We start from the raw sequence: 11,800 nt of genomic DNA on the forward strand, positions 1-11,800 counted from the left end.
AGCAGGGTCACAACCACCACCCCTGCTGCCGCGCCTCCCGCATCGCCTCCATCCGGTTGCGGGTGCCTGTCTTGCCGATCGCGGAGGAGAGGTAGTCGCGGACCGTGGACTCCGAGAGGTGCTTGGTCGCGACGATCTTCCACAGCGACCGCGGCGCGGAGTACACGTCCGAGTCGTACAACAAGCTCTGTGACCGCCTGGGCATGGTGCAGTCCATGGGACGGGTGGGGTCCGCGCTGGATGATGCCGCCGCGGAGAGTTTCAACTCGCTGATCAAGGTCGAGTACATCCACCGCCGACAACTCGCGCCCCGGACCGAGGCCCGCCTGAAGATCGCCACATGGATCACTGGGTTCTACAACCCGCGACGAAGGCACAACGCGGCCGGCGGCCTACCGCCCGAGGAGTTCGAAAGAATCATCGCCGAAGCGCATGAGCGACATGACCAGAAAGATCTCATGGTGCAGCGCGGGCCCTGCATGCCTGCGTTGGCGCAATGCCGACGTCCGCCACGGCAATGTCCCGGCCGCCGAATGCAGGGAACGCGCCCACATCCGCAGCGAGCAGGGCATCCGCTGGGGCGGACGCCGCCTCGCGCAGGCGGGCTGACCCGGGCCCCCGGCAATCACCCTCACCCCGCAGGGACCGTCTCGCGCAAGAACCCGATCAGCACTTCCGTCACCGCGGCAGGCCGTTCCAGGCTGGGAAGATGACCGGCCCAAGGCAATTCGAGGTGCTGGGTGTCGGCGAGCAGTCCCGGCAGCTGGGCCGCGATCTGCCGAAAATCCGTAACGTCGTGACCGCCCGAAAGAGCGAGGCAGGGCGCCTTGATGGCTGACAGGTCGATTTCCACCTCTTTCCGCCCAGCCCCCTCGGGTGCGGCCAGTTGCACCTCGAAGGCATGCCGTTGCATCTCGCGCACCTCCGCCCGCATTGCTTCGTCGGCGTCCGGCCCGAGCCAGGTGTCCACATTCAGTTCCACGGCTTCCGCGACATCGCCCGCCTCAAGCAGCGCGTCCTCCTGCTCGCCGAACGCTCGTAGTTCATCGGTGGGTTCATGTCCCGGTAGTCCGGCGCACAGCAGCGCCATGGCGGATACCCGGTCCGGACGGCGCGCGGCGATCTCCAGTGCGACACGTCCGCCGTACGAGGATGCGATCAGCGCCGCTTGCCCGATTCCGAGGGCATCCAGCAGGCCCAGCACGTCCTCGGCATCGTTGTGGGGTCTGTCCTGCAAAGGGGTCTCGCCGAAGCCCCGGAAGTCGCAGCGCACCACCCGGTATCCGGCATCGATCAGGGCTTGCCACTGCGGTTCCCACATCCTCCGGTCGCACACCGCGGAGTGCAGTAGTACCAGGGCGGGGCCGTCTCCGGCTGCATCGTAAGCGAGAGTCATGCCGCTGACCCTAGGGGGCGGGTGAGCGAAACACTCATGAATTTCACCACCGGCCGCCTGACCGACGGGGCGACCCCTTGGACCCCGCGAACGTTCACCGCTACAGCATGCGGTCGCCCCAACGAGTCCTGCTCGGGCGGAGTCGGACCGACAGTTCTGCCCCAGGAACGAAGTGCGGCCGCACCTGGATGAGCTGCTGTGCCGGTTGGTGAGAAGGTGCCGGTCGAGTCGGCCGAGCCGGCTGACACCGTCGTGCGCGTGGAGTCCTCGGCCATGGCCGGAAGGGCGCTGTTGACGGCGCGGAGGATGCGGACAGCGCTCCGGCGCAGGGGACGCTCCACCTGCTTTCGCCGCCGTTGCGGCCGACGCAGTCGTGGACCACGGCCGCACCTGCAGCTCGGGCTCTTGCACCGACCCGTCACCCGAGAGCTCCGTCATCGTCTCGCGGGTGATCTCCAACCGTGATGGGACCGCCTCCGGATCCTCCAGACGCCCGGTCAACTCCGCTATCTGCGCCCGCAGTTCCTCAAAGCTGCTCCCGCATGGCAGCCTCCCGCTGATCGAGTTCCTCCAACCACGACACCATCGCCGCCTCCAGGACCGCGTGGGTGTGGATCGTGGTTCGCGTACTCGTGCTCGGCACGGGCGATTCCCCACACCCGAGATCGCCTGCCCACGCCCTCAGCGACGGACGCGATAGCGGATGTGGGTGGCCTGCGGCGTGTCGATCACCCGGACGATCTCCAACTCGATCTCTGACGGCAGCACATCGAACAGTCGACGGCCACGCCCGAGAAGCACCGGGATCTGATGGATCTGCACCTCATCCAGCACCCCGGCTTCAAGCGCCCGCTGCGCCGTGTACGCGCCACGCACCTGCACGTCCTTGCCTTCGGCTGCGGCCTTGGCCTGTGCCATCGCGCTCTCGATCCCATCGGTCACGTACGTCACCAGTGGATAACCCCAGCGAGCGGCAGGCCCGGGCGGGCGGTGGCTGGGCACAAAGATCGGGAGACCGCCGTGATCGCCGCCCCAGTGATCCATGAGTTCGGCAGTCCGCCGTCCCGCGAGCACCGCACCGGCCGCATTCCATTCGTCCTGGAATTGCATAGCCGGCCCGGACGGCTGGCCGGACTCCCCGTCAGCGTCGGCCCACTTGTGCAGCCGCTCGCCATCGTCGCCGCCGAGGAAATCGTCGGTGTCGGCGATGTACCCGTCGAGTGACACCGACATATCGAGCACTGATCTAGACACTTCGACCTCCTGGGCCCTCCAGAACTGGTTTCACTGCGTGTAGACCTGGCGTGGCGGCATAACTCATCGGCCTTCATCGGCCTTCATCGGCCTGACAGACAATCTTCACCACAGGCACCCGCCCACGACCAGCCGAGGAGACGACCCTCCACCGACACCAGCCCCGCTGACCAGCCGTTTTCCAGACGCTCAACGCTCAACGCTCACTGCAGCAGAGCCGCGCTCGTCCGGACTGCCGGTGTCGGCCGGGGCGAATACACGTTCCGCAAAGCGTGTTGCAGAAGCTCGTGTCCGGCAGGTCAGGGGTGCTCCGAGAGTGATGAGAGGTCACCTTGCAGGCTGAGCCGGGGACGTGGGGGCCGGCAGTTGGCTCACCGCATGCTGCCAAGCGTGCTGCACGGCAGCATGCAGGCGGGCGGTGGCGGTGGGGAGGTCGCCGGTGAGATGGATGGGGTCGGCCAGGTGGACGTGCAGGGCCGGGCGGCGCAGTGGCGCGGTGAGCAGGCCACCGATCTGCTTCGGCACACTGCCAGAGATGATCCGGCGGGCCCCGGCATGGCCCAGCGGCACGACAGGGGCGCCGGTGGCGAGCGCGAGGCGGGCGACGCCGGTTCGGAAGGATTCAGGGGCGCGGTCGCCGGAGTCCCGGCGCCACGGAATGCCGCCTTCGGGGTAGATCACCACGACACGGCCGGCGGCAAGGGCCTGGGACGCGAGGTCGAGGGCCTCGGCTGCGTGCCGGCTCCCTCGATGGACCGGTATGTGACCTTCCCGAGTCAGGAAGCGGCCCAGGAAGGGAACTCTCCACAGTCCGGCGGTGGCGAGGACGACAGGCTCGGCACCCAGGCCGCGCAGCGCTGTCAGGACGAGTCCGGGATCGATCAGTGCGGTGTGGTTGGGCGCGACGACGCTGCCGGGGGCGATGGCGCCGACCGTACCGGTGGTCACGGTGAGCCGGCCGAGGACGGGGACCACGGTGCGGGCGATGGTGGTGAGCACGAGCTGGAACTCCTTCGACGCCTCGAAAGCCGGATGCTGCCTGCTGGCGTGCCGGTGATCGGCATCGTGGCATCCGAGACCCGGCGCCGCATGAGTACGGGTACTCACAGACGACGCTCTCCCAGATCGCCATTGAGCACTGTGCAACGTGAAGTCGCAGGTGACGGGTCTGATGTGCGTGGGGTTCGGGGTGCTCGTACTGGTCGCGGGCGGATGACATCCGGCAGGTACTCGACCGCGTCGGCGACAAGTGGAGCCTGCTGCTCATCGCGGTGGTGGAGGCCGGCCCGCTGCGCTACACCGACCTGCAGCGCCAGGTCCCCGGAATCTCCCAGCGGATGCTCACTCTCACGCTGCGCCAGCTCCGGGAGGACGGTCTGATCACCCGCACCACCTACGCGGAGGTTCCACCGCGCGTCGAGTACGCCCTCACCCCGCTGGGCCGCGGCCTCCATGAGATCGTGACCTCCCTGATCGACTGGGCCGCCGACCACCACGACGAGATCCGCGAGCACCGGGCCCGCGCCGCGGCACCAGCAGGCCGGTCCTGACCGCAGGATCAGCGATCGGCTGTCGGCGCCGGGTCAGCGCAGACGCCCGTGAACACCACTAGGGCGTGTTTCAAAAGCCCGCTTCGAGTGAGCTGTCAGTCGGTAGCGAGGATGTCGGAGAGACTCACAGCGGGGCGGCCAAGGATGTCTGTCAACGTGCGCTGCTGGCGCTCGGTCAAGGAGGCAACGAAGATCACTGCGTCTGCGTCGGCCTGGTCACAGGTCCGAGCTACCTCGCGGACTTTCCCGTAGCTCAGCAGAGTCCGCGAGGAATAGGGCAGACCCATCTTCTGGACCCCTCCGTCCGAGACGCCTCGCCGTTGCACAATCCGCGCGACGACCCGTGCGCCGCGCGCTCCCAGCTCTGTGGCTGCCGACGCCATGAGCGTTTCGAAGTCCTTTTGCTTCGCAGAGAAGTAGCCGACCAGGACTACATCAGCGCCCACGGCCGTGAGCCTGAACGACCGGCGCTGGGCCGGCTCCGACGGCACACGGGGAGCCAGGCGTCGGTCGCGCCTTCGAGGCTGATGCATGCGCCTCAGGCTAAATCTGTGGCTGCCTGCAGCGATACCGGGTTTCACTGATCGAGCCTGACGAGCAAAGTCAGAGCCATTCGTTGATAACGGCGATCGTGACGGTGGCCTCGTAGCGGACGGCGAGCTTGTCATATCTCGTGGCCACGGCCCGGTGGCGCTTGAGGCGGTTGATCCCGCACTCCACCGCGTGGCGCTCGCGGTAGTCGGACGTGTCGAACTTCGGCGGACGGCCCCCGCGGGTGCCCAGTTTCTTGCGGTTGCGGATCTGGTCGGACTTCTCTGGGATCGTGCAATGGATCCCGCGTTTGCGCAGTTACTCGCGGTTGGCTCGAGACCCGTAGGCTCTGTCGGCCCGCACCCGGTCCGGTCGGCAGCGCGGCCTGCCGACGGCTATGCGGGGCACTCTGATGCGCTCCAGGACGGCCTGGGACTGGGGGCTGTCGTGCCGCTGACCGGCGGTGACCAGGAAGCCCTGACCAACACCCTCAAGTACGCCGCCTCCGACACCACTGTGAGCGTCGTCATCGCCGTCGTCTCAGGCGCCGTGCACATCAGTGTCGAGGACAGTGGACCCGCCGCAGCACCGCGGGCGACCGACCGAGAAGCCGGCGGTCACGTTCTGGTCGGCATGCGCGAACGGGCCGCCCTCTACGGCGGACAGGTCACCGCGGGACGCAACTCCCGGGGCGGCTGGACCGTCCGCGCCCGTCTGCTCCCTCCCCTGTCCCACCCCCCCCGCTCACACGGAGAACCAACCGGCATGACCACCGTTCTCCTCGTCGACGACCAAGCGCCGCAGCGGCTCGGCTTCAGCATGCTCCTGGAACAGCAATCCGACCTGACCGTGGCGAGCGAAGCCGGCCACGGCGCCGAAGCGGTCCGCAAGGCCGCCGAACTCCGCCCCGACGTCGTACTCATGGCCATCCGCATGCCCGGCATGGACGGCATCGAGGCCACCCGCCGCATCGTCCAGGCCGGCGGCCGCTCCCATGTCCTGGTCCTGACCACCTTCGACCTCGACGAGCACGCGTATGCCGCCCTGCGCGCCGGAGCGAGCGGCTTCCTGCTCAAGGACGCGCTGCCCGACGAACCCGTCGCCGGCATCCGCGCGGTGGCCGCCGGGGACGCGGTCATCGCACCCGGCCTGACCCGCAAGCTCATCGACGCCTTCTCCGACCGCCTGCCCGGCCGCAGCCCCGAGCAGGAGCGGATGCTCTCCGCGCTCACCGAGCGTGAGCGCGATGTGCTCACCGCCATCGCCTCCGGCTGGAGCAACGCCGAGATCGGCGAACGGCTCAACCTCGCCGAATCCACCGTCAAGACCCACGTCAGCCACATCCTCGCCAAGATCGACGCCCGTGACCGCGTCCAGGCCGTGATCTTCGCCTACGACACCGGGCTGGTCAGGCCCGCATGACCAGCACCACGATCGATGGGCCTCGCAAATTTCTCTCACTCGCAGTGAACCGCCCTGGGGCGCATGGGGGCTCGATGGACGCGATCCAGGTGTAGGAATTGCTGGTCACCTTTCCTTCTGGTGCTCCACCGGCTGGAGCCGCACCGACGGAGCACCGGGGGCAACTGCGATGAGGCGCGTCAGCCCGGCTCCTGACTTGTCCCATCGAGTAGTTGGCGCGGCAGGATCACCAGGTCGGAGACGAGTTCCGCGGCGGCCACAGCCACGCTGGGCGCGCAGCACGTCCGGGCGGGGGTCAGCCTGTCGGATCCACCTCAGGCCGCACCTGGCGGCGGATGCCCGCCAGGAACTCGCCGCTGAGCAGCGCCCGCAGCGGAGCCGGCTCCGGGGCTATACCCGGCGCGGTCAGATCGGTCCAGTCGGCGACGACGCCGATCGGATCCGTGCAGGCCGCCATGGCCAGGAACTTTGAGGTCTACTCCTGCACTGTGACGGTCTGCACGGGAGCCGTGGCCGCGACCCCTCCGGCGCGGGCGGCAGGCTGCGCCTTTTTACGTAGTTTCCCCGATGCGATGATCGCCCACAGCCACCTACAGTCGAAGAACGCCCGGATGGCGTCCGCTGCGCCCCTGCCCAACGGGCCACTGACACCGCATCGACTCACGGCGTATGAGGCCCAAGTCGGCGAAGGCGCAACGGAATTGCATCTGACCTCTCCAGGTCTCGGCACACGTCAGGGGGATGGGTGGAATACCAAGAGCTGCCCGCGGCTGTGGTGAACCTGCTTCTTGGGGATGGCGTGGTCACGCCGAAGGCCATCGAGACGACCGCCCTCGAGATGGTCCGCAAGGACCGGCTGCGGGCCGAACAGAAAGCCGACGGCACGGTGACCGTACGGCCGCTTCCCCGGAAAGCCCGCCCGGCGTCGATGCGGCCCTTCGAGAAACTCTTGGTCGAACGCGTCCGACACCGCTGCGGAAACGGCGTCGACCGGGTACCGATAGGCGCTCTCGGACCGGGGGACGGTGACGAGTTCTGGGTGTGGTGGCGTGGCTTCCAGCGCAGCGTCCGCGAAGAGGCGATGGCCCTGAAGCTGATACGGCCCGCGCGCGAGAAACAGACGACGTGGCTGCTGCGATGTGCCTTGTTCGCGGTCGCGGTCGGGCTCTTCTGTGCCGTCCTGCCGTGGTGCCCCCCTTCGGCGGGGGGCTTCCTCGTGATTGCCATGCAGCTGGGTGTGATGGTCGTGCTGCGATGGCCGCCGTTCCGGCTGACGTCCGACCCCAGGTTGACAGCCGCCGGCCGACAGGCCGCACGGGAGTGGCGCAACGACACCGACGCTGCAGAGCACAGGCTTCCGAAACGACAAGTGGGCGCGGAGGGCCCCGAGTCGGCGCTGCCCGTACGTGAGCCGCGCCAGATCTGGTCCTCGTACGGCAGATCGTGGCACGTCGTGGACACGGAGCCGCTGGACCCGCCGCGCTGGGGCCACACGTGGCAGTTCGTCATCCTTTCCCTGACCGTCTGCGCCGTCAGCATCGCGACGGTCTGGGCGAGCCTCTTCGGCCACCTTTCCAACGGTGGGGTACTCGCCGCGACTCCGGTACTGGTCGGCGCGCTGCTGTGGGTCCTGTGGCTCCCGGCCCGCCGCCGTGTCCAGGCAGTTCCCGCCGAGATGCGGTTTCACGGTGTCGTCATCTGCCGCTGGGACTACAACACCCACTACGACGACCCGCTGACCGATATCACGCACTACTGCTGCGCCATCGAGGACCCGGCGTCGCATAGGGCATGGTCCTTCGAAGTCCATCAGTGGAGACGGCCGATGTTTTCCGGCGAAACGAACCCGGAACTCAAGGACCGATTCCGGGTGGGAGACGTCGTCGATGTCCACTGCAGTCCCCGCCGTCGAAAGGTGTATCGGATCAGCGTGGTCGAGGCCGTGCCACGGTGATGGATCGGTGCAGAGAGGGCCACCGGAGGCCGAGCCGGGGACTGGCCGTACCAAGGCGCTGTCCTGCCCGACGGCCTCATCCACGTGGTGACCGCGGACGACACCCGGACGCTAGCCTGCGGGATCCGGTCACGGAGCAGGCGGTCCGCGGGGCGTGCTCTATGCACGGGGTCAAGCCTGCGTTGCGGTAGGCGGGCAGGAGGAGTTCGCGGTAGGTGCCGGGCTCCGGCGCAGAAACCCACGCGAGATCGCGCAGAGCGCCGAGGCCGTCGCGGTTCATCGCCTCGCGCAGCCCGTCCGCGACGACAGTGGCGAGCGGGGCGTCGAACAACGAGACGGCCGACGAGCCATCCGGCACGGGGCGCCCAGCAGGTGGTAGCGGTAGCTGTTCGGGACGTTGAGCCGACGCTGTTTCAGCAGGAGCACGGCGTTCTCACTCCGACGCGCTCCAGAACGGCGAGGACGTGCTCGCTCTCCTCGGCCAGGGCGCCCCGCCGTGGTCAGAAGCACACCGAGGCCCTCCACGCCGCACGCGCCGCCCGGCGATCTGCTGGAGCGACCTGAGGATCCGTGACCGGGGGACAGCGTCTGTCCGTGAGGTCGCCCCGTCGCTGGCCGAGGCCAATGAGTAGTACTCATCCTCCTCAAGGATTAAGGCAATGTTGAAATAAGTGGCCTCCATTTAGGGCTATTTAAGCTAGCAAAAGCCGTTTGATCCCAGACCGATTGTTAATTATGCCTGCCTATCTTCTTGACGCGGCCCCTGTATGCCCTCGATAAATGCAACTCATGAGATCCATACGCATCGGCGCGAACCTGGCGAAGGCCCTCGCGGCCGGAGTCGTCGTGCTCGCGACCGTCCTGCCCGTGCAGCCCGCCCAGGCGGCCACGACGAACTTCTACGTCGACCCCACCGGCGGCAACGACAACAACTCCGGCACCAGCCTCACCGCCGCCTTCAAGACCGTCCAGGCCGCTCAGGCCGCCGTCCGCGCCTCGAACGCGAACATGTCCAGCGACATCGTCGTGAACCTGCGCGGCGGCACCTACAGCCTCACCAGTCCGATCACGCTGGGCACGAGCGATTCCGGCACGAACGGCCACACCGTCGTCTACCAGGCGTACAACGGCGAGACGCCCGTCATCAGCAGCGGCCGGACCCTCACCGGCTGGACCGCCGTCGGCAACGGCGAGTACAAGGCGTCCGTGGGCAGCCTCAACTTCCGGCAGCTGTACGTCAACGGAGTGCGCGCCACCCGCGCGCGGTACCCCGACCTGGGCTCGGACTTCCAGCTCCAGGGCAGCGACAAGACCAACAAGCTGCTCCAGGTGCTCAGTTCACAGATCTCCAACTGGAGCAACCTCAGCCAGACCGAGATGGTCCTGGAGCTGCAGTGGGCGGAGAACTACCTGCGGCTGAAGTCGTTCACCGCCGCCAATGGCACCGCCAACGTGTCCATCCAGGACCACGAGGCGGGCATCCTCTTCCAGCGGCCCTACCCGATCCTGGCCAACGGCTCCCCGCTGCACTTCGAGAACAGCCACGAGTTCCTCAACGAGCCGGGCGAGTTCTACGTCGACACGACTGCGCAGACGGTCTACTACAAGCCGCGAGCCGGTGAGGACATGTCCACGGCCACCGTGCAGGCCCCCACCCTGCCGACGCTGGTGGAAGTCAAGGGCACCAGTCTGGACGCCCCGGTCCACGACCTGCGCTTCTCGGGCGTGACGTTCGCTCAGACGACCTGGATGGAAGCGACGAACAACGGTCTGCTCAACGGGCAGGGCGGCAACTTCAACCTCTCGGCCGATCCCTCGAACCACCAGTACGTCGACCGGCCACCGGCCGGGGTGCATGTCGCGGACGCCGACCGTGTCTCCTTCACCGGCAACACCTTCACGCAGATGGGCTCCACCGCCCTCGACCTCCACCACGGTGTCCACGACAGCAGCGTGACCGGCAACGTCGTGTACGACATCGCGGGCAACGGCATCACGGTGGGCAAGTTCTCCGACCCGACCGTGGAGTACCACACCGTCTACAACCCGCCCACGTCCCCGGCCGGTGAGGACGCCCGCGAGGTCGTCAAGAACGTCACGGTCAACGACAACCTGATCACCCGGATCGGCGAGGACTACCTGGGGACCGCCGGCATCAACGCCGGCTTCGTCAACAGCACCACCATCAGTCACAACGACATCAGCGACACCCCGTGGGCCGGTATCTCGCTCGGCTGGGGCTGGCAGTCCGCGGCCAACGCCGAGGGCAACAACAGCATCAGCTACAACCGGATCGGCAACGTGGTGAACCGGCTGTGCGACACCGCCGGCATCTACCACCTCTCCAACGACCCGGGCACCGTCATCAGCGGCAACTACGTGCACGACGCGGTCCGGGGTCCGGCCGCCTGCGGTTCCGCGGTGTCGGGCGTCTACCTGGACGAGGGTTCCAACAACATGACCGTCTCCAACAACGTGCTTTCGCACACGGACGGTTTCATCAACCAGAACGCCAACGGCGGCGACGTGACGCTGTCCGGCAACGCCGCGTCCGGCACCTCGGTGATCCAGGCCTCCGGGCTGGAGCCCGCCTACCGAGCCCTGTCGGCGAAGCTCAACCTCGCCTACAACAAGCCGGCCTCCGCCTCCACCGTCCTGAACTCCGGTGTGGCGGCGTCCAAGGCGAACGACAACGACAGCTCCACCGGCTGGTCGCCGACCGGGACCGACACCTCGGCCTGGTGGCAGGTCGACCTCGGCCAGGCCTACCAGCTCGGCCAGTACTCCCTGACGATGCGCCAGGACATCGACCAGCCCGAGACGCGCAGCAACTTCGAGATCCGCGCCTCCAACGACCCGTCGTTCGCCACCTACACCGTGGTGGGACGTCAGGGCAGCACCACCCTGCCGATGGCCTCCACGCTGACGGGCAACATCGACATCCGTCAGAAGTTCCGCTACGTGCGGGTCGCCAAGACCGACGGCGCGTACTTCTTCTTCTCAGATTTCAGCGTGCAGCAGGCCGCGGGCGCCCTGGAGGACGCGACCGGCGCTCCGAACGTGAATCCGACGACGTACTACACGATCAAGAACGTCAACAGCGGGCAGGTGGCGGACGTGTACCAGGCCTCCACCGACAACAGCGCGCACGTCGTCCAGTGGCCCAGCAACAACGGCACCAACCAGCAGTGGAACATCGTGCAGGTCACCGGTCAGCTCTACAAGATCGTCAACAGGAACAGCGGCAAGGCCCTGGACATCAACGCCTCGACTCACAGCAGAGGAGCCGCCCTTCAGCAGTACACCTACAACGGCGGCAACAACCAGCTGTGGTACTTCGAGCCGACCACGGGTGGGTACGTCATCCGCAACTTCGAGAGCCGGCAGGCGCTGGAGGTCGGCGGCAACTCCACGACCAACGGAGCTGCCATCGACCAGTGGATGGCGCTGAACCAGTCGAACCAGGCCTGGACCATCCAGTGACCGAGTGAACCGAAGAGCGCGAACGGCGGCGGTCGCCCCTGCACGGGGCGGCCGCCGAGCGGTTCGTGGAGCATCAGCCCAACACGGACGGCGCACGCCGACGGTGTTCGGTTGCCGGCGGATCGCGAGCTCCGCCGACGTCGTCATCTCCGTCGGCCGCCGCGACAGCGACCGCTTCCCCTTCACCTCCCAGTGCCCGCTCGGCGCCCT

Annotated in this window: 10 protein-coding genes and 4 pseudogenes; 7 read left to right on the top strand and 7 right to left on the bottom strand. The window is 67.5% G+C overall.

All coding sequences use genetic code 11. The features are described from left to right. Nucleotides 1-7: 7 nt before the first annotated feature. A pseudogene (locus AQI94_RS45855) lies at nt 8-130 on the bottom strand (DNA-binding response regulator); the annotation flags it as partial. Nucleotides 131-215: 85 nt separating this feature from the next. On the opposite strand from AQI94_RS45855, the pseudogene AQI94_RS45860 reads away from it, so the two are divergent. Continuing rightward, nucleotides 216-341 (top strand): annotated as a pseudogene (locus tag AQI94_RS45860) (hypothetical protein); the annotation flags it as partial. 100 nt (nt 342-441) lie between these two features. After that, nucleotides 442-609, top strand: a complete 168-nt coding sequence (locus tag AQI94_RS45165) for a hypothetical protein (protein ID WP_167364528.1) — start codon at nt 442-444, stop codon at nt 607-609. Nucleotides 610-631: 22 nt separating this feature from the next. Here AQI94_RS45165 and AQI94_RS30735 read toward each other — a convergent pair whose 3' ends face one another. From AQI94_RS30735 to AQI94_RS30745, 3 genes are all read right to left on the bottom strand, one after another. Further along, nucleotides 632-1,396, bottom strand: coding sequence for an alpha/beta fold hydrolase (locus AQI94_RS30735; protein ID WP_031036023.1), 765 nt, complete (start codon nt 1,394-1,396; stop codon nt 632-634). Between the two features lie 681 nt (nt 1,397-2,077). Further along, nucleotides 2,078-2,650 (bottom strand): dihydrofolate reductase family protein, encoded by a 573-nt coding sequence (locus tag AQI94_RS30740; RefSeq protein ID WP_037940873.1) that lies wholly within the window; start codon nt 2,648-2,650, stop codon nt 2,078-2,080. Between the two features lie 327 nt (nt 2,651-2,977). Next, nucleotides 2,978-3,649, bottom strand: coding sequence for a lysophospholipid acyltransferase family protein (locus AQI94_RS30745; RefSeq protein ID WP_031036016.1), 672 nt, complete (start codon nt 3,647-3,649; stop codon nt 2,978-2,980). 218 nt (nt 3,650-3,867) lie between these two features. Between AQI94_RS30745 and AQI94_RS30750 the strand changes: the two genes are divergently transcribed. After that, complete coding sequence (locus tag AQI94_RS30750) at nt 3,868-4,200, top strand: winged helix-turn-helix transcriptional regulator (protein ID WP_208611869.1); 333 nt, start codon at nt 3,868-3,870, stop codon at nt 4,198-4,200. 95 nt (nt 4,201-4,295) lie between these two features. On the opposite strand, the gene AQI94_RS30755 is transcribed toward AQI94_RS30750, so the two are convergent. Together AQI94_RS30755 and AQI94_RS46725 are read right to left on the bottom strand one after the other, a co-directional pair. After that, nucleotides 4,296-4,646, bottom strand: coding sequence for an HflX-like GTP-binding protein (locus tag AQI94_RS30755; protein WP_225890300.1), 351 nt, complete (start codon nt 4,644-4,646; stop codon nt 4,296-4,298). A gap of 157 nt (nt 4,647-4,803) precedes the next feature. Further along, nucleotides 4,804-5,202 (bottom strand): annotated as a pseudogene (locus AQI94_RS46725) (transposase); the annotation flags it as partial. A gap of 45 nt (nt 5,203-5,247) precedes the next feature. Here AQI94_RS46725 and AQI94_RS46730 point away from each other — a divergent pair. After that, nucleotides 5,248-5,388, top strand: a pseudogene (locus tag AQI94_RS46730) (two-component sensor histidine kinase); the annotation flags it as partial. A 108-nt stretch (nt 5,389-5,496) separates the two neighbouring features. Then, nucleotides 5,497-6,153, top strand: coding sequence for a response regulator (locus AQI94_RS30765; protein ID WP_031045277.1), 657 nt, complete (start codon nt 5,497-5,499; stop codon nt 6,151-6,153). Between the two features lie 295 nt (nt 6,154-6,448). On the opposite strand, the gene AQI94_RS44750 is transcribed toward AQI94_RS30765, so the two are convergent. Further along, nucleotides 6,449-6,610: a hypothetical protein gene (locus AQI94_RS44750; protein ID WP_158806254.1), complete on the bottom strand. Its 162-nt coding sequence runs from the start codon at nt 6,608-6,610 to the stop codon at nt 6,449-6,451. Between the two features lie 288 nt (nt 6,611-6,898). Here AQI94_RS44750 and AQI94_RS30770 point away from each other — a divergent pair, with 288 nt between their 5' ends. Both AQI94_RS30770 and AQI94_RS30775 read left to right on the top strand, forming a co-directional pair. Next, nucleotides 6,899-8,107: a DUF2207 family protein gene (locus AQI94_RS30770; RefSeq protein WP_158806253.1), complete on the top strand. Its 1,209-nt coding sequence runs from the start codon at nt 6,899-6,901 to the stop codon at nt 8,105-8,107. Nucleotides 8,108-8,896: 789 nt separating this feature from the next. Then, nucleotides 8,897-11,590, top strand: a complete 2,694-nt coding sequence (locus AQI94_RS30775) for an RICIN domain-containing protein (protein WP_031045271.1) — start codon at nt 8,897-8,899, stop codon at nt 11,588-11,590. Nucleotides 11,591-11,800 lie beyond the last annotated feature (210 nt).

It is taken from the genome of Streptomyces pseudovenezuelae (assembly GCF_001513955.1).
GTDB lineage: Bacteria > Actinomycetota > Actinomycetes > Streptomycetales > Streptomycetaceae > Streptomyces > Streptomyces pseudovenezuelae.

What these genes read in the sequence shown, in the direction of transcription:
- AQI94_RS45165 (WP_167364528.1), top strand. Translation starts at nt 442, where the DNA reads ATGACCAGAAAGATCTCATGGTGCAGCGCGGGCCCTGCATGCCTGCGT.
- AQI94_RS30735 (WP_031036023.1), bottom strand. Translation starts at nt 1,396, where the DNA reads ATGACTCTCGCTTACGATGCAGCCGGAGACGGCCCCGCCCTGGTACTA.
- AQI94_RS30765 (WP_031045277.1), top strand. Translation starts at nt 5,497, where the DNA reads ATGACCACCGTTCTCCTCGTCGACGACCAAGCGCCGCAGCGGCTCGGC.
- AQI94_RS44750 (WP_158806254.1), bottom strand. Translation starts at nt 6,610, where the DNA reads ATGGCGGCCTGCACGGATCCGATCGGCGTCGTCGCCGACTGGACCGAT.
- AQI94_RS30775 (WP_031045271.1), top strand. Translation starts at nt 8,897, where the DNA reads ATGAGATCCATACGCATCGGCGCGAACCTGGCGAAGGCCCTCGCGGCC.